The organism is Acinetobacter haemolyticus (assembly GCF_003323815.1).
Classification (GTDB): Bacteria; Pseudomonadota; Gammaproteobacteria; order Pseudomonadales; family Moraxellaceae; genus Acinetobacter; species Acinetobacter haemolyticus.
In genome coordinates, this window is record NZ_CP030880.1 from 2,882,102 (window position 1) to 2,904,660 (window position 22,559).

At 39.5% G+C, this 22,559-nt stretch carries 17 protein-coding genes; 6 read left to right on the plus strand and 11 right to left on the minus strand.

What is annotated here, in order from left to right; genetic code table 11:
• Nucleotides 1-8: 8 nt before the first annotated feature.
• The 8 genes from acnA to DS737_RS13315 all read right to left on the minus strand — a co-directional run bounded on the left by acnA (nt 9) and on the right by DS737_RS13315 (nt 11,859).
• Nucleotides 9-2,765: an aconitate hydratase AcnA gene (acnA, locus tag DS737_RS13280; protein WP_113997735.1), complete on the minus strand. Its 2,757-nt coding sequence runs from the start codon at nt 2,763-2,765 to the stop codon at nt 9-11.
• Nucleotides 2,766-2,890: 125 nt separating this feature from the next.
• Entirely contained in the window at nt 2,891-3,706 is an 816-nt protein-coding gene (locus DS737_RS13285) for a TatD family hydrolase (RefSeq protein ID WP_100833247.1), read from the minus strand.
• A gap of 61 nt (nt 3,707-3,767) precedes the next feature.
• Complete coding sequence (locus DS737_RS13290; RefSeq protein ID WP_113997736.1) at nt 3,768-4,664, minus strand: RsiV family protein; 897 nt, start codon at nt 4,662-4,664, stop codon at nt 3,768-3,770.
• A gap of 106 nt (nt 4,665-4,770) precedes the next feature.
• Nucleotides 4,771-5,589: a hypothetical protein gene (locus tag DS737_RS13295; protein ID WP_100833245.1), complete on the minus strand. Its 819-nt coding sequence runs from the start codon at nt 5,587-5,589 to the stop codon at nt 4,771-4,773.
• 73 nt (nt 5,590-5,662) lie between these two features.
• Nucleotides 5,663-7,255 (minus strand): peptide chain release factor 3, encoded by a 1,593-nt coding sequence (locus DS737_RS13300; protein ID WP_004637906.1) that lies wholly within the window; start codon nt 7,253-7,255, stop codon nt 5,663-5,665.
• A 276-nt stretch (nt 7,256-7,531) separates the two neighbouring features.
• Nucleotides 7,532-8,404, minus strand: coding sequence for a hypothetical protein (locus tag DS737_RS13305; RefSeq protein WP_113997737.1), 873 nt, complete (start codon nt 8,402-8,404; stop codon nt 7,532-7,534).
• A gap of 288 nt (nt 8,405-8,692) precedes the next feature.
• The gene (locus DS737_RS13310) at nt 8,693-10,297 is read right to left on the minus strand and encodes a YadA-like family protein (protein WP_113997738.1); all 1,605 of its coding nucleotides are present in this window, start codon (nt 10,295-10,297) and stop codon (nt 8,693-8,695) included.
• 56 nt (nt 10,298-10,353) lie between these two features.
• A complete protein-coding gene (locus DS737_RS13315) occupies nt 10,354-11,859 on the minus strand; it encodes a YadA-like family protein (RefSeq protein WP_004637903.1) in 1,506 nt (501 codons plus the stop codon).
• A 305-nt stretch (nt 11,860-12,164) separates the two neighbouring features.
• On the opposite strand from DS737_RS13315, the gene DS737_RS16395 reads away from it, so the two are divergent.
• Together DS737_RS16395 and DS737_RS13320 are read left to right on the plus strand one after the other, a co-directional pair.
• A complete protein-coding gene (locus tag DS737_RS16395) occupies nt 12,165-12,293 on the plus strand; it encodes a hypothetical protein (RefSeq protein ID WP_160124045.1) in 129 nt (42 codons plus the stop codon).
• Between the two features lie 5 nt (nt 12,294-12,298).
• Nucleotides 12,299-12,649, plus strand: coding sequence for a COG3415 family protein (locus tag DS737_RS13320; protein WP_008942208.1), 351 nt, complete (start codon nt 12,299-12,301; stop codon nt 12,647-12,649).
• A gap of 4 nt (nt 12,650-12,653) precedes the next feature.
• On the opposite strand, the gene DS737_RS13325 is transcribed toward DS737_RS13320, so the two are convergent.
• Nucleotides 12,654-13,478 carry a hypothetical protein gene (locus DS737_RS13325; protein WP_004637901.1) on the minus strand — a complete coding sequence of 275 codons (825 nt, stop codon included), beginning with the start codon at nt 13,476-13,478 and terminating at the stop codon, nt 12,654-12,656.
• 807 nt (nt 13,479-14,285) lie between these two features.
• Here DS737_RS13325 and DS737_RS13330 point away from each other — a divergent pair.
• The 4 genes from DS737_RS13330 to DS737_RS13345 all read left to right on the plus strand — a co-directional run bounded on the left by DS737_RS13330 (nt 14,286) and on the right by DS737_RS13345 (nt 18,729).
• Nucleotides 14,286-14,681, plus strand: coding sequence for a carboxymuconolactone decarboxylase family protein (locus DS737_RS13330; RefSeq protein ID WP_008942207.1), 396 nt, complete (start codon nt 14,286-14,288; stop codon nt 14,679-14,681).
• 159 nt (nt 14,682-14,840) lie between these two features.
• On the plus strand, nt 14,841-16,352 hold the full coding sequence (locus DS737_RS13335) for a hypothetical protein (RefSeq protein ID WP_004637897.1): 1,512 nt from the start codon (nt 14,841-14,843) through the stop codon (nt 16,350-16,352).
• Between the two features lie 294 nt (nt 16,353-16,646).
• Nucleotides 16,647-17,354 carry a hypothetical protein gene (locus DS737_RS13340; RefSeq protein WP_113997739.1) on the plus strand — a complete coding sequence of 236 codons (708 nt, stop codon included), beginning with the start codon at nt 16,647-16,649 and terminating at the stop codon, nt 17,352-17,354.
• A gap of 229 nt (nt 17,355-17,583) precedes the next feature.
• On the plus strand, nt 17,584-18,729 hold the full coding sequence (locus tag DS737_RS13345) for an alpha/beta fold hydrolase (protein ID WP_113997740.1): 1,146 nt from the start codon (nt 17,584-17,586) through the stop codon (nt 18,727-18,729).
• 67 nt (nt 18,730-18,796) lie between these two features.
• On the opposite strand, the gene DS737_RS13350 is transcribed toward DS737_RS13345, so the two are convergent.
• A complete protein-coding gene (locus DS737_RS13350; RefSeq protein ID WP_005092238.1) occupies nt 18,797-20,860 on the minus strand; it encodes a putative bifunctional diguanylate cyclase/phosphodiesterase in 2,064 nt (687 codons plus the stop codon).
• A gap of 640 nt (nt 20,861-21,500) precedes the next feature.
• Nucleotides 21,501-22,517 carry a ketol-acid reductoisomerase gene (gene ilvC / locus DS737_RS13355; RefSeq protein WP_004637893.1) on the minus strand — a complete coding sequence of 339 codons (1,017 nt, stop codon included), beginning with the start codon at nt 22,515-22,517 and terminating at the stop codon, nt 21,501-21,503.
• Nucleotides 22,518-22,559: the final 42 nt, after the last annotated feature.

Here is a 22,559-nt window from a genome sequence, read left to right on the forward strand (position 1 = left end):
TACTTCAATTAAGCTGCGATTAGATTCCGCAATACATAATGCAAAATACCGCCTGCCTTGAAATATTCCACTTCATTTAAAGTATCGATACGACACAAGACCTTAAATTGATCTTGCTGACCATCTTCACGAAGCACACTCACATCCAACGTTTGATGTGGTTGAATATCATCTGATAAACCGTGGATAGAGAGAACTTCTCGCCCAGTTAAATTTAAAGACTGACGCGATTGCCCATCGATAAATTGCAACGGTAAAACCCCCATCCCAACAAGATTCGAACGATGAATTCGTTCAAAACTTTCAGCGATAACCGCTTTTACACCAATTAAATTTGTTCCTTTAGCAGCCCAGTCACGCGAAGAACCTGTGCCATATTCTTTTCCAGCGATAATTACTAAAGGCGTTTTTTCCTGCTGATAACGCATCGATGCATCGTAAATCGAAAGTTTGTCACCACTCGGAATATGAATGGTATTGCCACCTTCTTCGCCACCTAACATTTCATTCTTAATTCGAATATTGGCAAATGTGCCTCGCATCATCACTTCATGATTACCACGACGCGAACCATATGAGTTGAAATCTTTTGGATCTACACCTTGCTCCTGCAAATAACGTCCCGCTGGACTATCCTTCTTAATATTTCCCGCTGGAGAAATATGGTCAGTCGTCACAGAATCACCTAACACCGCTAAAATACGTGCCTGTTCGATATTCTCAATTGATCTTGGTGGTTGATCAATTTCATCAAAGAATGGCGGATGACGAATGTAGGTTGAATCATCTTGCCACGTATAAGTCTGACTTTGTGGAATTTGAATCGCCTGCCATGTTTCATCACCATCAAAAACAGCCGCATATTCCTTATGGAACATTTCTGTATTTACTTTTTGCAGCATCTGATCAATCTCAGCCTGCGTCGGCCAAATGTCTTTCAGATAAATATCCTGTCCATCTTTCCCTTGCCCAATCGGTTGAGAGGTTAAATCCGTACGAATATTTCCCGATAAACCATAAGCAACAACCAAAGGCGGTGATGCCAACCAATTGGTTTTCACCAGTGGATGAACACGCCCTTCAAAATTACGATTGCCTGACAGTACAGAAGCGACATTTAAGTCATGACATTGAATTGCTTCTTCAACTGGATCAGGTAAAGGTCCAGAATTTCCGATACAAGTGGTACAACCATAGCCGACAAGGTTATAACCCAATTGATCTAAATAGGGAGTCAAACCTGCTGCAGCAAGATAATCTGTTACGACTTTTGAGCCTGGTGCAAGTGAACTTTTCACCCAAGGTTTTCGCTGTAGACCTTTTTCAATTGCTTTCTTAGCCAATAAACCTGCGGCTAACATCACACTCGGATTTGAAGTATTGGTACATGACGTAATGGCTGAAATCACCACATCACCATGATTCAAAGGATAGATTTGTCCATCAATCGTACATGCAGGGCTTTCGTGAGGCAAATTAGCCTGCTTAGCCGCAACCGCTGTGCCACCTCCGCCTTCATTTTCCAATTGTTCTTTCATTTCATCGACAGGCTTTAGTGTTAGTTCCATCAATGTATTGAAAGTCTTTGCTACATCCGCTAGTAGCACACGATCTTGTGGACGTTTTGGACCAGCTAAACTGGCTTGAACCGTACTCATATCCAAACTTAATGTATCGGTAAATACGGGTTCATCTCCTGTATTTCGCCATAAACCTTGGGCTTTACTATAGGCCTCAACCAAATCAATTCGTTGTTGTTGACGGCCCGTCAATGCCAAATAGGACAATGTGACTTCATCGATAGGAAAAAAACCACAGGTTGCACCATACTCAGGTGCCATATTGGCAATCGTCGCGCGATCAGCCAACGGCAAATCAGCTAAACCATCACCATAGAACTCAACGAACTTACCGACCACACCCTTTTGGCGAAGCATCTGTGTAATCGTTAAGACCAGATCTGTCGCAGTAATTCCCTCATTTAATCTGCCCGTTAATTTGAAACCGACGACTTCAGGGATCAGCATCGATACAGGCTGCCCTAACATTGCAGCTTCCGCCTCAATCCCACCTACCCCCCAACCCAAAACACCTAAGCCATTGATCATGGTGGTGTGTGAATCTGTACCCACTAAGGTATCTGGAAATGCAAATGTTTGCCCTTCATCCTCACCTAACCACACGGCTTGAGCAAGATACTCCAAATTGACTTGGTGACAAATGCCTGTACCGGGTGGCACAACACTAAAATTATCAAAAGCAGATTGCCCCCAACGCAAAAATTGATAACGCTCTCCATTGCGCTCCATCTCAATTCTCACGTTCACATCAAATGCATTTTGATTGGCAAAGTGATCGACCATCACCGAGTGGTCAATCACCAAATCTACAGGTGACAATGGATTGATTCTGTTTGGATCTCCACCTGCCTTTGCCATCGCGGCACGCATTGCCGCCAAATCAACAACAGCCGGTACCCCTGTAAAATCTTGCATCAGGACACGTGCCGGGCGATATTGAATTTCTTGATCAGAGCGTTTGTCTTTTTGCCAATCAACTAAGGCTTGAATATCCTCAACTTTTACACTTTTTTGATCTTCAAAGCGCAATAAATTTTCCAATAAAACTTTTAAAGACTTGGGTAACTTATCAATATTACCGAGTTGCTCAGCTGCTCGCGTTAAGCTATAGATTTGATAGGATTTGGAACCAACAGTTAGTGTTTGTAATGCATTGAAACTATTAATTTTGCTATATCTGGCCATAAGGTTACCCTCCCAGTATTGGCGCTTTGTTTATTATGAAGTGCTTTATTTAATGTACCCTTGTTTGGGAAACAATGTGTTCCCTTTTAGTATCTTATTCAAGCTGAGATTATGTTCTTATTATTCTAAAATTTTATATTCAAAGTGCTCAAAGAGTTTTGCCATATTTGTTGGGCAAGTACTTCTTGTGATTGTTCAAGCATTGCAGCCAAATACTCAAGTACATACGGCAAATTAACAGGGGTATTACGCGTGCGGTGTTCAGTCGATGTTTGGCAGCATAATGGTGTCATATCAGGACAATCCGTTTCTATCACTAAATGTTCTGTACCTATCGCTTGCACCACTTGATGTAATTTCTTGGCGTTTGGATTGGTGATTTGTCCTGTGATCCCAATTTTAAATCCGAGTTTTACCAATGCCTTCGCTTCTTCAATCCCACCACTAAAGGCATGTGCAATCCCACCCAATTTAAATTTCTGTGCTTTTAATATCGCGATACTTTCAGCATGTGCTTTGCGAATATGCAATAACACAGGCTTATTATATTGGTTGGCCAGTTCAAGCTGGGCGTTAAAATAATATTGTTGTTTGGCAAATAATTCAGGCTGCTTGTGCTGTTTTAAAAAAGTATCTAGACCAATCTCTCCCACCGCAACACAATCATGTTGCTGTAATATCCGCTCAAGCTGTTGTAGATGAGCCTCATGATGTTGCTCAATATAAAAAGGATGTAAACCGGGTGCAAGATACGATTTGGGAACATTGTCCCAACCTTGTAATTGTTGATGGGTTTGAATCAATGTATCAAAGCGGGACTCAATAAAACCAATTAAAATCAGCGCTTCGACACCGACCTGTTTTGCCTGCACCGCCAACTGTTGCCGATCTTGATCAAAATCGGCAACATCGAAATGGGTATGGGTATCAAATAGCTGCATATTGAGTTACCTATCCCTTCTATTATTTTGCAATCTACCGACCTTCAAGTTTCATAGGAAGTTAGGAAGATGTCACAGGTGTCGAAGCAGCTGGCGCATCCACTTTCGGTAAGTACTCAGGTTTTATTACACCTTGCATCTGATCATAAGGAATAACCAGACGCGGCAAACCGACTGCATAGGGACCTATTTCGTATTCACCATATTGTAAAATTAATCCTTGTTCTCCAAACAAGAAATTCTCCGTCATTTGAAATGGCCATGCTTGCTCATATTCTTCAGGATTATTGGCAAGTTTAGTATCCACAATCCATGTTTTAAATGCATCATGGGTCAGCTTTTTCAACACAGCTTGCTGTTTAGGTAACAATAAATCTTTTAACTGAACCTGCTTTTGCTGGACTAAATCAAAATTAAAATATTGTTGTGCAGTGGAGCCATGCGCCCCCCCCATATAACTACTACTATTTAAAACAATCGTTGCCAAGCTACCTTCTGTTTGTAAGATTTTAGGCTTTACCATCAAACTAATCTGATGACTAACGCTCAAGGCTTTTAACTCTTCGTCTACTTTAATAAACGCATTGGCATACTGCTGAACTTGAGGTTCTATTTTTTGTTCTTGTTCGGCTGCTTGCACAGTAGAAACCGCTGTATCAGTGTCAACAACATCCAGCATTTTGCTTAATTGATCTAAAATTTGCTGATCTAAGAATTGATCAATAAATGGAAAATTACTCTGCAAGCGCTCTACCACAAATTCAGGACAAGCATTCCCCTTACATTCTGGCAAAGTTAGCTCAACTTTCACTGTTTCACCACGTAGAGTTGTTTCTGTTCGCTGCTCTACAACAGGATCTTTGGTTTGTTCCTGTGATTCTTTCGGTTCTGATTTTGGTTGGCAAGCAGCAAGTAAAATTGCACAGGCAAGAACGCTATATTTATAAAATGTTTTCATCTGGAACCTATAAGCATTGTTATCACACAAGATTTTTTAAATGCTATCGAACTTCATTTGAAACTACTAGGCATACATGCAATTTCTATACGTAGCCGCCCAAAATTTAAAACATTTTTTGGTAGATTTCAGGTTGTAGCATTTGTTTCGTTTGTTCAGTCGTAAAGTAAATATCCAGTTGTGGTGCATCTTTACTAATCTCATTGGCACGATAATGAATACCAATCCCTTCACCATCAAAAAACCAATCTGCTTGCCCCCAATATAAAGTTTTCGGAAGCTGTTTATTGACCTCAGCAGACTGTTGTTCACGCCATGTTTGATAATGTGCCTGAATTAGACTATGCATCACCGTTTGTTGATTCTTTTGAATCACATCCAATACCGTTAAAGATTTTAGCAGCTTCCGATCAGCAACAAAAAAATAGTAACGATCCTTGACCGAAACATCTTCTTGTTTACTATCTACCCCAATCTGCAACAATACATATTGGTTGCGTTGTGAGGCAATACGAGTGCTCATCTGTAACTCATAGGCTTTATTTTGTGAATATTTATCCTGCCACTCATCAGACTTTTTCACATATGCATTGATCGCTTGTTGCAAGCTCATATTTTGCTTTAATTCGATTTGATGCTGAATCACATTTGACTGTTGCTGCTCAATCCATGAATTAAGCCAATGATCTTGAGTATTGACCGTTTGAATCGCAATATCGATACAGTTTTTCTTCTCACAAAAAGGTAAAGCATACTTCGCTTTTGCTTCTTGGATATTTAAATAAGGCAATACCTCGGCTTTTTCTATTTTAGATGTCTGCTGTATTGTGGAATCTGCCTCGCTTTTATCAGGACGATCACATGCGGTTAAAGCCATTATTCCCATCATTAAACTGATCGTAGCAAGTGGTTTTAAAATATTCATGATTACTCATCCCTTTATTTTTAGCATCTTCAATTAAAAACAGCTTCTAATCATAGAAGCTGTTTTTATATTTTTAATGTTCTCGTGTATTACGGAACTCGATATCAGGCCAACGCTCTTGCATTAACTGTAAATTAACACGACTCGGCGCAAGATAAGTTAAATGACCACCACCATCAACTGACAATTGATCATGTGCTTTTTTCTTAAATTCATTAAGGATCTTTTCATCGTCACAATGAATCCAACGCACCGTATGAACATTCACAGGCTCATAAATACAGTCCACTTTATATTCTTCTTTTAAGCGATAGGCGACCACATCAAACTGTAACACACCGACAGCGCCTACTATCAGATCATTATTGATTTGCGGCATAAACACCTGAGTTGCACCTTCTTCAGATAACTCTTTTAAACCTTTTTGCAATTGCTTAGATTTCAAAGGATCTTTTAGACGGACACGGCGGAACATTTCAGGTGCAAAGTGTGGAATCCCTGTGAAATGTAATTTTTCACCACTGGTAAAAGTATCGCCAATCTGGATGGTACCGTGGTTATGTAAACCAATAATATCGCCCGGCCAAGCTTCTTCTAGATGCTCACGCTCACCTGCGAGGAAAGTTAATGCATCACTAATACGTACATCTTTACCAAGACGCACATGATTCATTTTCAAGCCTTTCTCATATTTACCAGAGCAAATACGCATAAAGGCGATACGGTCACGGTGTTTCGGATCCATGTTTGCTTGAATCTTAAAGACAAAGCCTGAGAATCCTTCTTCGTTCGCATCGACTGTACGTTCTTGAGTCGGATGTGCTTTAGGTTCTGGTGCCCAATTGATAAAGGCATCCAATACATGATCAACTGCAAAGTTACCTAGTGCTGTACCAAATAGAACTGGTGTTTGTTTACCTTGTAAGAATAACTCGCGATCAAGTGGCTCATTCGCCATTTGAACTAACTCAAGTGACTCTTCAAAAGATGCCCAAGCCAACTCTCCAACTTTCTCACGAATATCCGCATGATCATAACCATCACGAACTTCAATATCCGTAATGGTTGAACCAAAACCAGCTTTATATACATAAAATTTGTTGTCAATCAGGTTGTACACACCTGCAAAATCACGCCCCATACCTAAAGGCCATGTGATCGGCACACAACGAATATTGAGAACATTCTCGATTTCATCAAGTAATTCCAATGGCTCGCGAATTTCACGGTCCATCTTGTTCACAAATGAGATAATCGGTGTGTCACGCATACGACACACTTCCATCAATTTAATGGTTCGTTCTTCGACACCTTTTGCACCATCGATCACCATTAAAGCAGAGTCTACTGCTGTCAAGGTACGGTAGGTATCTTCCGAGAAGTCTTCATGTCCCGGTGTATCCAATAAGTTGATGGTGTGCTTTTTATAAGGGAATTGCATGACCGACGTGGTAATAGAGATTCCACGTTCTTTTTCCATTTCCATCCAGTCTGAGGTTGCTGCACGATCAGATTTACGGCTTTTTACCATACCCGCAACCTGAATTGCTTTCCCCCATAACAACAGTTTTTCTGTCATCGTTGTCTTACCCGCATCGGGGTGGGAAATGATCGCAAATGTACGTCGTTGGGCAACCTGTGCTGCCAATTCGTCTTTAAAACTCATGAGAAAAATCTTCAATATATACGCAGTTCAGTACATATCATTTTCTAATATGAACTAACTGAAAAAGTGAGAATTCGAAATTGGCGCAATTGTAGCAGATTTCAATGTTTATTGATCTAGGCTTTCTTTACCTTAGATATTGCGTCTCAATTTTTTAGATTTAGTATTGATGATTGAATTTAATCATCAATACACATATATCAACGCATCAGTAAACAACGGTTGAAAAGCCATCTCGGTGATGACCGTTCAATACTAAACCGTCTTAATGTTATCTCACAAACCAAAGCCACCGAAGATAGGTGGCTCAGCATCGTCCTCATCTAAATCAAAACCACCAAAAATTGGGGGTGGATTGTCGGTATTCGTAGGTGGATTATTGTTAGAACCAGAGTTATTACCATTACCAGTATTTGATGAAGGAGGCGCGCCATCTTTTGTAGAAGGATATTCATCTAATAATAAAATGGTGCTTAAAGGGTCACATTGAGTCCTTTCCTTTATACTTTCATTATCATACATACTACCTTGCGTCTCTGCGTAGAATTTTTTTGAATATTGTGCCTGATAGTTTGCCGTCCAATTTTGTAAAATATTCGGCAAATTAAATGTGTAGAAATATGTTCGCGATTCATCTGGCTGATACACATTTACGGTTTCATCATTTAGACAATAATCTGTTTGCGTTATTTTTTCAGTTTTAGTACCTGTAAGCTGGAAAGCGGCTTTACAGCTATTGATATATTCATAAATTGGAGATGAAGTTGTATTTTTGACTATTACTTGAAGCTTAAATCTTGTCGGGCTTGAATCCTTCATACCATATAGATCTACCCGATCTCCCATTATCATTGGAGTATGAGGGAAATAATGGCGAACAAACTGTATTTTACGTTCTATTCCATTACAGTTTTGAGTAATCGGATTTGGATAGGCAACCGCATACAACAGACCATCTTCTTCCATACGATCTGGCTTAACATCAGGTTGAGGCTTAGGCACTGGGCTTTCAGTTCCTACAGACAACCCTCCTGTCCCTGTCCCCCCTAAACTGACACCAACATTAAAATTGCCATTTTCATCTTTACAACCTGTAAAAAAGAATGCCCCCAATAAAACTAAAGAAAGTTTATATTGCGTAGATTTCATGCATATTGCCCCGATAAGCATTTTATAGATGTTTTACAGATGACATCCTATCAACTGTTTTTTTGTTTATCCCTTCACATTTTAACAGATAATCGAATTAATCCTGTGATTAAGATATACCATTTTTCTTGGCAATAACCGTGCTTCACCAGTAAAAAAAGGGTGCTCCCATGCTGAAGAAGAGCAACCCAAAAGGAGCTTCAATAAAAGAGAATTTGAGCAAATATATAGCCAATCTACACCACTCAAATTCTCATATTTTTAATCTTCATTTAGATCATGACTGATCTAAAATGAATAACTCAGACCAACACGCCCACCAACTTCATTGCCACCAGCGAAACCAACAGCACCACTCAAAGATACTCGATTCGAAATAAATGAAGTTACAACCCCCACAGAGCCAGCAGTTTCACCCTCGAAATGACCTACACCAGCAAACAATGCTACTTGACCAGAACGAATGTTTGGAACCGCTTGTTGGGCTGCCAGTGCAATAGCGACACCACGGTAGGCAGTTTTCTCGATATCATCCAAACGGCGACTCGCATGATCAATACGACCGTCTAGACGGGCAACTTCTGCCGTACGCTCTGCTGCTTCGGCATTAATACGACCATCCAAACGATTTACCTGTTTAATGCGCTCTGCTCTTTGTTCCGCATCACCTGCGATACGAGCTTGTGCCTCAGCATTAATCGCTGCTGTACGCGCCGCAGCTTCTGCTGCATCACCCGCAATACGAGCTTCAGCTAAAGCCTCATCTCCTGCAATACGTGCTGCCTTTTCCGCTGCATCTGCAGCAGCGCGGATTTGAGCTTCATTATCAACTGCGGCAATACGTGCTGCTGTCTGAGCCGCATCTGCATCTGCACGGATTTGAGCTTCGTTATCAAGCGCAGCTTGCAAATCAGTATCAGCCGCAATACGCTGATTTTTTTCTACGGCAAGTTGATCATCTGCATGTGCAATTAGCTCAGCTCCAGAAGTTAAACTCGCTATTGCATTATTCAATTGTGAAACATTGATTGCATCGTGGTCATTTATACCATCAGCCACCTGACTGATCGTACGAACGGCTCCAGTGAAAAAACCACCAAAACTCACCGTGTTCTCAGTACTGCCACCACCACCATTGTGAGTATCAGCATTATAACCAATCGCCACAGAGTTCTTATCATCTGCCCATGGCTGTCCCGGCTTCGTTGGATCATTTGAACCGATTACAATCGTATTTTCTGCACTACCTGTTGTTTTGTGACCAATATGAATCGCATTCAACCCACCGCCATGTGCATCATGACCGATGTTTAATGCATTTTTACCGCCTGTTTCTGCATTAAAACCTAAAACCGTTGCATTTTCGGCATTTGCCCATGTTTCGCTACCAATCGCAGTTGCACCATCGCCACCCGTCCAAGCCACGTGTCCCAAAGAGCTAGCTTGGCTGCCATTAACGAGACTACCACGGCCAACTGCCGTTGCATTATCACCGTTAACTGTTTGGCTATTCCCTACAGCTATACTATCTGTACCTCCTGCTGCAACTGTGGCACCAAGTGCAATACTGTTATCCCCGTTGGCATTCGCGACGCGTCCTATAGCAACAGAGGAATCACCATTGGCATTATTTGCTGAACCAGCAGAAAAACTATCATTTCCCATTGCATTGCTGTTATAACCGATGCCAATACTAGTTTGACTGACATCAATTGCTTGACCAACAATAATACCCGTTGCAGAAGGATCAACATTAGCCAAATTTGTTGCTCCTCCCATCGCATTACTAAAACCGGTGCCTGTTCCAGTTGGACCTTCCCAAACTGGTGCTGCATATACACTACTTGCCATTATGGCCATAGTAATGATTGAAAATTGAAAAGTTTTTTTCATTACATCATCCTTTTATTATGACTAAATCAAACCCAGTGTTAATAACCAAGTACGACTTAGTTCCCTCCGATGACATAAGCGACGCCCGCACGACCACCAAACTTGCCGCCCTCAGCAACACCGACCGCACCACTTCCAGAGAAACGATCACTGAAGGATGTCACCACACCAAATGCACCTGCGGCTTCACCTTCGTAATAGCCCATGCCGCCAAAGACTGCGACTTGTCCTGGTTGAATGCTTGGAATCGCTTGTTGAGCTGCTAAAGAAATGGCAATACCTCGATTTGCAGTCGTTTCAACTTGATCCAAACGACGATTCAATTGGTCAACACGACCATCTAGGCGCTTTACTTCTGATTTGCGTGTTGCAGTTTCTGCATCAATACGACCATCTAAACGATTAACCTCTACAGTTCGTGCAGCTGCTTCTGCTTCATCGCCTGCAATACGTGCGGCTTTCTCGGTATTAATTGCGGCAATACGTGCAGCCTTTTCAGCTTCATCACCTGCAATACGTGCGGCTGTTTCAGCAGCATCACCTGCGATACGTGCAGCTGTTTCAGCAGCATCTGCATCTGCACGGATTTGAGCTTCATTATTAATAGCTGCTGTTCGTGCTGCTGTTTCCGCGGCATCTGCATCTGCACGGATTTGCGCTTCATTATCAATTTTGGCTTGTAAGTCAGCATCTCCTGCGATGCGTTCCGCTTTTTCCTGAGCAATTTTATCGTTAATTGCATCTAAATCAGCTTGGCTTGGTGCTGTATCAATATCAGCAAGTGCCGCATTTAACTGTCCTAGATTTACCGCATCATGATTGTTAATACCATCTGCAACATAAACCACACGACGATCACCCATAGCGACAGTGTTATCTTCATCCGCAACGGTATTTGCCCCAATTGCAACTGAGTTCGCACCTGTTACTTTGGCACCAGCACCAATTGCAACCCCACCCTCAGAACTTGCTTCTGCACCACTACCAATAGCAATCGAATTTTCCCCACTTGCAACTGCGTTACTGCCTGTTGCAATGGCATTATCTGCTGTTGCTTTTGCACCAAAGCCAAGGCTTGTTGCATACTCGCCCGTTGCTTCTGATGTAGAACCAATCGCTGTTGCACCTGTACCATCAACCGTAACGGAGTCACCAAATGCACTGGCATATTGACCTTTCACATCACTATTTCCACCCACCGCTGTAGATTGACTATCATGAATCGTAATATTATTACCTACAGCCGTACCGCCAGCACCTGTGACCTCATTATTACTCCCCACAGCAACGGCATACTGATCATGGGTCGTATTATTATTCCCGATAACCGCAGAACCAAAGCCATCTACAGTATTACCAGCCCCTCCCACAAAGCCTTCCCCACCAGTTACGGTGTTGTCTGTACCAACTACCGTAGTATTCGCAGCAGCATTATTCGTACCAACAACAGTCGTGTCTGGTCCTGTCGCTGTATTATCTGTACCGATATTTGTTACAGCCGCATAAGCATTCACAGTCAATAAAGCGGTTGCCATCACCGACAATTGAAAAGTTTTTTTCATCACGTAGTCCTTTGTAAAACTAATTAATTATTGATAAATATCGATTTTATTAATCTAAACTCGAGGTTATACAGTCTGTGGCATGAGTCATTAAAATCAATATTTAATGTGTATTTTGCACATATTTAAAAAACTAACATATAGTTTTCTCTGGTGCAATAGTGAGATCCATTACACAAAATATTTAAAATTAAAAATAAAATATTGATTTAAAATAAATTAATTAAATAACAAACATAATAGATTTGTACGATATGAAATAAAATTTAAAAAAATATGTTCAATATGTACATTATTTATATTTGATGCTACATTTTGCTAAAAATTTGGAGCAAACCAGTTGGCAAAAGCAGGACAGATCGTCATTTCATCGAAGCTTAAATCGAATGTTGACTGGTTCAACTTATCTGTACTACCACAGGAATTATAAGTAACTTCTATGCGAGCGTATTCGTTGGATCTGCGAAAAAAAGTCATGGCAGCATATCGCCAGACAAACCATAAATCGAATGTTTGCAAACAATTTAATATTGCAAGATCTACTTTAGACAATTGGATTTTACTGGAGAAAACAACACAAAATTTAATTCCCATCCCCGCTGTTAGGAATGGACGAGCATTTACCATCAAAAACTTAGAAAGCTTTAAGGCGTTTGTTGAAACAACACCTTTTACACAAATTAGCGACTTGCTTGAGCCATTTGAAGAAAAATTTGGTTATCGAATATCGTATTCAATATTATGGAGGGGCTTAGAAAAAATTGGGAAAGTCAAGAAACAGAGAAAATAATCACTTATTCATCATATTGATATACACCAAGCCTAAATCGTTTTTTTGCTTCTGGATCATTTTCATCAAGCTTGCAATAATCTATAGCTGCAGAAATGATTGCTTTAGACATTAAATTCCAGAGGTCAACACTTAACTGATTAAGCTTTTCAACAGATTCTTGACTCAACTCATCTGCAAATATCGCTTGCTCTAAAAAATTGCTATTTTTAGTCAAGTTGCTTATTCCAGCTGATAAATGATCAGAAATATTTTGCGTAAATAACTGTTTACTTTCATCTGCTTGAGGATCTGGTGTAAAGCTTGAGTTTTGCAAAACGATATTATCTTCTTCCTCAATCACAATCCCTAATCGCTTTAATTCTAATAAAATAGATTTAGGATGTTTTTCTGAAGAAACCTGTTTAACTAAGTTTTCAAAACTATACTGATCACCCTGAAAAGGAATCTGTTGCGGTAGTTTTTGATTAATCCACATCCCAATTACACGTGCAGGAACACTAATCGGTAGCTGTAAGTCAAATTGATTTACCAGTTGATACTCACCATAGGATTGACAAAAGCTTCTAACATCACGGCGGTTTAGTCCCGATAACAAACTAATCGCAGAATCTGTTTTCTTCTGTTTAATGGCATCTAATTCTTTTATTGCTTCGTTATAAAACAATGCTTTCAATGCAGTTGAAAACTCATTATAGCCAATACCCGATTTGATGAGCCAATGTATTAGTTGAGGCATAATACTGACAACATGCTCTAAAGTCGTTTCAGTATCATGAGACAACATTGTGTCCTCAGAAACGACCAAAGTTGACGTGTCTTTACTCATTCCAACTCCACATTCGGTCTGGTATCAATAGCAAATAGAATCATCGCTATTCTAACTGAATTCAACCCTTATAAGGATTATGATTGTAGTCTTTTTTTTCAAAAAAGCCGATGAAGTTGACCCAAAAGTAAATTAAAAACATAAAAATATATTAAAATTCAATATTTTATGAAATTAATCTAATTTTATCTTTACTCAAACAACCACTATTTGTAAATCTAAATATCCATTCGATGTCTAATCATGCTTTGCAAGTATTTTCAAAATCCATCTTATATCGGAGTTTCATTTTAACTCTTGTTAGCATAATCATTGCAAAGATAGTTTTTCCATATATTAGTATTCAATAATTAAATCCCTCAGAGTATTTAGTTTTTTAATATGAGATTTACATCAAATTTTACGTCTCAATTATAGCTTGACACTTTCATCACCACTTATTAAAATGTGCAAAATAGACATTTTTAACAAAAAACATATCACGCTTCACACACACATAGAAATCGAATAGGTGTAATCATGAAAAAAGAGCTTATTTTGGGTGTTTCTTTCATATCGTTCTTATCCTTCTTCACGATCTTATTAATTATTATTGAGTGATTTATTAAGATAAATAACGATATCTATTTACCAAACCACCGTCTTTTCAATAACGCCCAATACACTAGATTAGACTAGGTATTATTCTTTACTCGAAGAACATTCAGTCAAAATCGTAACTTTAGCTTCTTTCATGATTTAGCTACTATTAAGTAAATATCGATACTTAAATTCAATAACGATCTCATCTGAGCAAGAGTAAAAAATATGTCACAACAAGATTATGAAAATGGACTTAAAGTACGTACTGAAGTGATGGGTGAATCATTCGTAAAACGTGCACAAGACAATACCGTACCTTTCACTGAACCTTTACAGAGCTGGATTAATGAACATGCTTGGGGGTCAACTTGGCAACGTGAAGGGGTTTTACCACGTAAATACCGCTCTTTGGTAACGATTGCTTTTTTAACTGCACTAAAAAGCCCAACGGAACTTAAAGGTCATATTCGTGGTGCATTGAATAACGGCGCCAGTGTTGAAGAAATTCAGGAAGTTTTATTGCATAGCCTACCGTATTGCGGTGCGCCAGCTACTCAAGAAGCTTTTCGAGCTGCACTTGAAGTGATCAATGAATATCAGCCAGAATCTACGCATAAATAGTTTTAAATGCGAACTAAATCTCTTCCAATATCAATCAAATAAAAACTTCAATTCATTAATACACATTTTGCCATCTTCTTTACTTGATTGAGTGACTAAGATGGCATAGATGATGAATGAGATCTTTTGAATTAAGTTTGAAGATAATGGAGTATTCAGTTGAGTAAAAAAATACAATCCAATCGTGATGGCATACAATTTCCGATACCATCAGGAAGAAAAGTACCCAGTACAACTCAAACCGCAAAACAAATCCTTAAATCAGCACTACAAAGTGTTGATTCACCTTATGCCTCTAAACTCATTGCCGAAAAAAACTGGAGAAAAAATTACCCTGTTTATTTTCAAGAATTGGTTAAAGCAGGTATCGAATCTGTCGATCATCCTATACGAATTGCACAGAGTGGACTGGAAGCGGCCAAAGCCTCATTTAATTTTAATCGTGCAGAACAAAATGATGCTTTAAGTCATGCCATGGCAAATATTAAAGATCAACCATTTGAACGTTTTATTTTAAAAGGAACAGGCAGTTCAACCATTGAACCGTGGTTTATTCCTTATCATGGCAAAAAATTACAAGGCGAAGCGCTATTACAGCAAATTGATCTTTGGGAACAACAACAGGTCATCGAACCTAGTCATGCCAAGGCACTCCGCTTACTCAATCAACATCCTGAATGGTTTGATTTATCAAAACGCACTATGGTGTTATTCGGTGCAGGCTCAGAAGCAGGTCCTTTAAGTTGGCTGGCAAAATGGCGTGCCAATATTGTTGCAATTGATTTACCAAACCCTGCGATTTGGGAAAAAATTACCAAAGTGATTGAAACAGGAAATGCGACTTTAATTGCACCTCAAATCTCTACAACAAAAGATGGACAGCAGCTTGGTGCCAATTTACTGACTCAAACACCTGAGATTGCCAATTGGTTAAACACCTTTTCAGAGACTTTAGATTTGGCAGGTATCGCATATCTAGATGGGGAAAAACATGTCCGTGTTTCGATTGCGATGATCAGTATCATGGAACAAGTGAGTCAACACAAACCTGATAGCAGTATCATGTTTATGCTGACGCCGACCGATATCTATGCCATTCCAAAAGCAGTCGTACATTCTATACAGGATAAAATTAAACAGCGACCAATCGTAGAAAAACTGCTCACTAAATCCATTCACAATATTTCTCTTAGCAACTTTTTCAAACCCAATTTGAAACAGTTAATTCAATCAGATAATGGTCAACAATATGGCATTTCCGACTGCATGGTGATTGAGCAAGGTCCAAACTATGCACTCGCAAAACGTTTGCAACAGTGGTTTGCGATTTCTGCACGTGCGCGTGGTCAAAAAACCGTAATCAATATTGCCCCATCAACAACCACTCATTCTGTTGTGAAAAACCCAATTTTAAAAGCAGCTTTTTCAGGTGCAGATTTATTTAAAGTTGAAACATTTAGCCCCGAAACCACCAATGCAATTATGGCTGCACTTTGGGTACATGATTTAAATAATCCAGAAAGTGCGACCAACCCAGAAAAGGTATTGGATCATCCACTTGAACTGATCATGGAAAATGCCAATCATGGCGGATTATGGCATGTCCCTTATTTGGCGAGAACAGCTCTGCCCTTTGCTGCGGCATATGGTTGGGTTAGAGAAAAGTTTTAAGATCGATAAACATGTACATTGATCGTCATGAAAAATTCACTTGTAAATTTGCGTCATCGATTGCTAAAATCCGCGCAATTCATTTTAAGGGGCTTCATTGTGAGTACTTGTTCTAGCGACAGTTGTAGTCGATCTATTTTCGTCTAGTATCCACAAAAAGCTCTTCTTTTAAGACCTTTCCTTGTGGATACAAGGTAAGGTCATCTGTATCTTTCAGACCTCTGTTTTATCTATCCAAGATTTAATGAGATAACAAGCACTCACATTCGCCCTCCAACAATAGGAGTGAAGTGTATGTTCAAATTAAAAAGTCAATTACTAAAACTCGTTCTCAGTGTCACTGCACTGTCGATCAGTATGCAGCTCTTTGCAGGGCGACCAATGCATGTAGATGATGCATCAGTCGTCGATGCAAAAAGCTGCCAACTCGAAATATGGATGCAAAAACATGCCGATGATCGAGAGTACTGGAGTATTCCAGCTTGTAATTTTGGCTCTAACTTCGAACTCGCCTTGGGTATGGGACGCACGGATACAGATCAAGCAGACCCGCAAAATTATGCAGTTCTACAAGCCAAGACATTACTAAAAGCATTAGAAACAAATAGTTGGGGAATAGGCTTGGTCACCGGTAGTCAGTTCAATGTAAATGATTCCACTGATCAGATTTGGTACACCTCTGTTCCAGTCAGCCTATCCATTATGGATGATGCTTTTATAGTGCATGCTAATCTTGGCTGGTCACATGAAAAACAAGATCATCGGAACTTTTTCACTTGGGGTGTGGGCAGTGAAACGCAGGTTGCTCCGCGCCTCGCACTCACGACTGAGTTATATGGCAATGACCGCAAAGAATCATTCGTACAAACAGGTTTTCGTTATATGTTGCGCAAGGATCGTATTCAACTTGATACAAGCTATGGAAAACAATTACAAAGAAGCAAGCAAAGTGATTTCTTCTCACTTGGGCTTGTTTTATATAGTTCAGCCTTGCTTCCATAATTTATAAAATCGCCTTAGGGGCAAATCTTTCGCCTATTACCATGAAATGACAAGTAAAAGTAATCTGCCTCTAAAAATTTCATTCCACGATCAGTGGAACTCTTTTTATAGTAAAACATCTCAAATTGATCATTTTGGAATATAAGTTAAGCAGATGAGTCACTGAGCTAATTTCTTTTTTCTTCTAATATGCGGCTATTCCATCGCAACCTTAGAGTTTTAGGTTCCAATGACTCAATTGCCAAAAGTTAAACGTAATTTGCTTGGTTCTCAAGCTGCACAGAAAATCTTCAGCAGTCGTACAGCTCAACGCACACAACATGTATTTACGAACGCAGCTGATCGTATTTTAAGAGGACATCAACTGGTCTTATCAGGAAAAACACCTTTTGATGTCATTTATCAGCGTGAAATCATTAGTTTACGTCACTATACTGCGCATTCGGATCAATCCCCTAAACATCGTATTCCTCTTGTGATTGTTCCTCCTTTGGCTGCGAACATGTTGATTTATGATCTATTTCCCCATCGTAGTCTAGTTCGTTATTTTCTGGCTCAAGGATTTGATGTCTATCTCATTGACTGGGGGAGCCCGAGTCTACGCCAAGCCAAATATAATCTTGGTACTTATGTAAAAACGTTTATGCCTGATTTTATTGAAAAGGTTCGTGAGCATAGCGGTCAGCAACAGCTTTCACTTTATGGTTGGAGTTTAGGTGGTGCACTTTCGCTATGCTACACCGCACTTTTCAAAGACAAAAACATCCAAAATCTACTGATTTTAGCATCCCCAATTAACACGCATAAATCAGGTTATATGGGCAAGTTTTATCAGCGCCTGACCATCCCTGCAAAATGGATTCGCAATAATACCAACTTTCGTATTCGTCAGATTCCAAGTCGCGTCTTTCACATTCATGGCTGGCAAAACACGCTAGGTTTCAAACTTACCGATCCTATCGGAAACGTCAAAAACTACTGGGAACTTTTAAAGAATTTGAATGATCGTCAGTTTGTGATCAACCATGCAACTTCAAGTTCTTTTGTCGATAACATGCTGGCTTATCCTGGTGGTGTCATGCGCGATATCATCATACGCTTCTGGATAGACAATGAGTTATCAACAGGTCGAGTTCAATTTGGAGATCAAGTTGCAGACCTAAAAGATATTGATTGCTCAGTACTGGCAATTGGTGGAGATACAGACATCATCGTCACAGCTGAAGCTGTTCGCCCACTCATGGATTTGATTAGCAGTGAAGATAAACAATTCAAAATCGTAGCTGGTGGGCATATGGGATTGGTATCTGGCAATCAAGCACCTCAAGCCGTTTGGCCAGTGGTCAACCAATGGTTAGCGGAACGGTCTGATTAAAACATCTATACCATTGAAATTTAGGTTGTTGATTTATATCCAAGCAACAGCCTAATCTCATTGATACTTAAGCAAAATGTTGTTGCCGATGCAATACCAAACCTTCAACATTGACAGGGATTCCTAACAGGTAACCTTGTAATTGATGACAACCTAATTTAGTTAATATATCTGCTTGCTGTTGAGTCTCTACACCTTCTGCTGTCACGGTTAAACCCAACTTTGTGGCAAGGTGGATGATACTTTCTAAAATTGCTTCTTCTTTTGAGTTTGGCTGCAAATCAATAATAAACCCACGATCAATTTTAAGTTCATCGACAGGCAAATCTTTTAAATATAAAAAACTCGAATACCCTGTTCCAAAATCATCAATCGCAATACGAATACCGAGTTGTCGTAAGCGTTCCAAAGTGCGAACACTGGCATCAATGTGATGCATAGCTGTTGATTCTGTAATTTCGAGAATTAGATTATGTGGTTTGATCTGATATTGTGCGATCAGTTGTTCCAGTACACTAAATAATTTTTTATTTTCAAATTGTAGTGCGGATAAATTTACAGCGATCGGATAAAACGGACTGTTACTCTGTTCCCATTTTTGAATTTGCTGACACGCTTGCTCTAATGCCCAATAGCCCATTGGAATGATCAAACCTGTTTTTTCAGCGCCGTCAATAAACATCTGTGGCGTTAATAATCCCAAGCTTGGATGTTTCCATCGGATCAATGCCTCAACACCACAGACTTCGTAATTCGCTGTAAATTTGGGCTGATAAAACAGAACAAACTGCTGCTCATCTACTGCTTTGTATAAGTCATTGATCAATTTTGATTGACTACGCACGTCCTGTTGATCAGACATTGCATGAAACATTGTATAGGTATTACGTCCCTGATCTTTAGAGGTCAGCATGGCGATATCTGCATTAATCAGAAGATCTTGTATATTACGACCATGCTCAGGATAGATCGCGATCCCCAAACTGGCTGAAATATTAATATCCTTTCCTGCAATCAAATAAGTTTCTTGAATATGATGCAATATCTCATCTGCAAATCTCATTGCCTCAGCACTTTCGGTATTTTCTGAGATAAGAACAAACTCATCTCCTCCGATACGGAAAAGCCGCTGATTTGCATTTAACTTCGATTTCAAACGATGTGCCATTTGAATCAAGAGCTGATCACCAATGTGGTGTCCAAATGCATCGTTCACTGATTTAAAGCGGTCTAAATCAATATAGAAAAATGCGACTTTTTGATTGTGTAAATGATGAAGAGGGAAAATGACTTCGGCGTAGTCAGTTAAAAATAAACGGTTAGGCAGTTTAGTTAATGAGTCATGCAGTGACTGTGTCGCAAGCTCTTTATTAATCAGCATGAGCTGCTGATTACGTTGCTCCAAACGAGCTTCTAATACCGCCACAGCAAAGCCTGCAACAAAAACCAAACTGGCAATAAAAATAATCGTAAATAATAAAATACTTTGTTCAGTTTGTGCAGGTGTAGCGATGTCAAATAGGCTTTCATTAAAATATGTCGCCGCCATACCTGTGTAATGCATACCGACGATACTGAGTGCCATGAGTAGAGCAACAACTGCTTTTAGAGCAACACGGTGATGAACTGCCACCTTGTATTTAAAAACAAAGAAAAAGCTTAAACCAGAGCCACTGATTGCAATCAAAATCGAGCAAATCACCAACAACGGATCATAATACATTTGATGGTAATCAACCGTCAGTGCCATCATACCGGTATAGTGCATACCTGATATGCCTAAGCCCATAAAGACCGCACCTAAAATTAGACGAGCAGTCGGCAAAGTAGGTCGAGTGGTTAGCCATACCGCAAAAATTGATGCAACAGCACCTATCAGATATGACAATACTGTCAATCCGATATCAAAATGATATCCCTCTGGCAAATGACTTGCCAGCATCCCCACAAAATGCATTGACCATATCGCTAACCCAAGGATTAGACCACTCGCAATTAAAATGCTCTTTTCAAACTTTTTATAAGCAGCTTTAAAAACGAGTTCTTCCATCGAAACTGCAGCGTAACATGTTACCACTGCAACCAGAATGGAAACGATGACCAATGTGCTATCGTAATCAACGTGTACCATAAAGGACTTCCATGATTATTCAGTACTTTTTTTTATTTACGGAGCAATATGCCCAAAAAACCAGAACGATCCTTCACACTCAAGAAAGCGACGAAATACAATTCATAAACTTTTCTTAACAATAACATCATCTAGCATAAGGTCAAGTCTTTTTCACTTTATAAATCAATAGAATATAAACATAGAATTATTTCACCCCAATGAAATCAACTGTTTCATTCATTCTATTTTTATCTATAAATTCCGTCTTCGCTAGATTTTTATAATCGTTCTATCTCGCTATCAATATACATTTAAACTGCACAACTCCCCCATATTATGCAAAATTTTATTTATTCTGATATTTTAAAAACACAAGTATGTTCAAAACATAATCAATATTAAGCCTATTTTTCTGTTTAGATTGTTATAACTCTGTTATCCAAACAAAAAAACCTTGTTATTTCAACAAGGATTTTTTAACTAATTCAGAGACTAAGAATTAGTTTTTTCTCTTTATCAACAATCTTGTTTGCTTGAATCCAAAGTACGAAAAAAGATGAAAGCACTGCTTTCATCTTTTTGAGGCACGTAACAATAAACATAAAAAACCCACTCAAATAGAGTGGGTCTTCGCATTCAAATCAATTGATTCGAGAAATTAGTTTTTCTCTTTATCAACGATTTTATTTGCTTGAATCCAAGGCATCATCGCACGTAATTTAGCGCCAGTCACTTCGATACCGTGTGCTGCATTTTGACGACGACGAGCAGTCATAGATGGATAGTTCAATGCACCCTCTTGGATGAACATCTTCGCATATTCACCAGACTGAATACGTTTTAATGCATTACGCATTGCTTCACGAGACTGTTCATTGATTACTTCAACGCCAGTTACGTATTCACCGTATTCAGCATTGTTTGATACTGAATAGTTCATGTCAGCGATACCGCCTTCGAACATCAAGTCAACGATAAGTTTAAGCTCATGCAAGCATTCGAAGTAAGCCATTTCTGGTGAATAACCAGCTTCAACCAAAGTTTCGAAGCCCATTTTAACCAACTCAACCGCACCGCCACAAAGAACTGCTTGCTCACCGAATAAGTCAGTTTCAGTTTCTTCACGGAAAGAAGTTTCGATGATACCTGTACGGCCACCACCTACGCCAGAAGCGTAAGAAAGTGCAACATTACGTGCATTACCAGAAGCATCTTGGTGAATCGCGATAAGATCAGGAACACCTGAACCACGTTGGAATTCTGAACGTACAGTATGGCCAGGTGCTTTTGGAGCAACCATAATCACGTCTAAATCTTTACGTGGAACAACTTGGTTATAAAGAACAGAGAAACCGTGTGCAAATGCTAAAGTTGCACCTTCTTTGATATTTGGCTCAATCACATCACGATAAAGTTGAGATTGGAACTCATCTGGAGTCAAAATCATGACTAAATCAGCTTGAGCAACAGCTGCAGGCACTTCAGATACTTTAAGACCTGAGTTTTCAGCTTTTTTCCAAGATGCTGAACCAGCACGTAAACCTACAGTTACGTCCACACCAGAGTCTTTCAAGTTAAGCGCATGAGCGTGACCTTGTGAACCATAACCAATAATCGCAACTTTTTTGCCTTGGATGATTGATAAGTCACAGTCTTTATCGTAAAAAATTTGCATCTGTTTTCTCCGCTAAAATTTTTGTCATTTCCCTTGTTATAC

Coding starts and splice junctions, on each gene's coding strand:
- acnA (WP_113997735.1), bottom strand. CDS start 2,765: ATGGCCAGATATAGCAAAATTAATAGTTTCAATGCATTACAAACACTA.
- DS737_RS13285 (WP_100833247.1), bottom strand. CDS start 3,706: ATGCAGCTATTTGATACCCATACCCATTTCGATGTTGCCGATTTTGAT.
- DS737_RS13290 (WP_113997736.1), bottom strand. CDS start 4,664: ATGAAAACATTTTATAAATATAGCGTTCTTGCCTGTGCAATTTTACTT.
- DS737_RS13295 (WP_100833245.1), bottom strand. CDS start 5,589: ATGAATATTTTAAAACCACTTGCTACGATCAGTTTAATGATGGGAATA.
- DS737_RS13300 (WP_004637906.1), bottom strand. CDS start 7,255: ATGAGTTTTAAAGACGAATTGGCAGCACAGGTTGCCCAACGACGTACA.
- DS737_RS13305 (WP_113997737.1), bottom strand. CDS start 8,404: ATGAAATCTACGCAATATAAACTTTCTTTAGTTTTATTGGGGGCATTC.
- DS737_RS13310 (WP_113997738.1), bottom strand. CDS start 10,297: ATGAAAAAAACTTTTCAATTTTCAATCATTACTATGGCCATAATGGCA.
- DS737_RS13315 (WP_004637903.1), bottom strand. CDS start 11,859: ATGAAAAAAACTTTTCAATTGTCGGTGATGGCAACCGCTTTATTGACT.
- DS737_RS16395 (WP_160124045.1), top strand. CDS start 12,165: ATGCTACATTTTGCTAAAAATTTGGAGCAAACCAGTTGGCAAAAGCAG.
- DS737_RS13320 (WP_008942208.1), top strand. CDS start 12,299: ATGCGAGCGTATTCGTTGGATCTGCGAAAAAAAGTCATGGCAGCATAT.
- DS737_RS13325 (WP_004637901.1), bottom strand. CDS start 13,478: ATGAGTAAAGACACGTCAACTTTGGTCGTTTCTGAGGACACAATGTTG.
- DS737_RS13330 (WP_008942207.1), top strand. CDS start 14,286: ATGTCACAACAAGATTATGAAAATGGACTTAAAGTACGTACTGAAGTG.
- DS737_RS13340 (WP_113997739.1), top strand. CDS start 16,647: ATGTTCAAATTAAAAAGTCAATTACTAAAACTCGTTCTCAGTGTCACT.
- DS737_RS13345 (WP_113997740.1), top strand. CDS start 17,584: ATGACTCAATTGCCAAAAGTTAAACGTAATTTGCTTGGTTCTCAAGCT.
- DS737_RS13350 (WP_005092238.1), bottom strand. CDS start 20,860: ATGGTACACGTTGATTACGATAGCACATTGGTCATCGTTTCCATTCTG.
- ilvC (WP_004637893.1), bottom strand. CDS start 22,517: ATGCAAATTTTTTACGATAAAGACTGTGACTTATCAATCATCCAAGGC.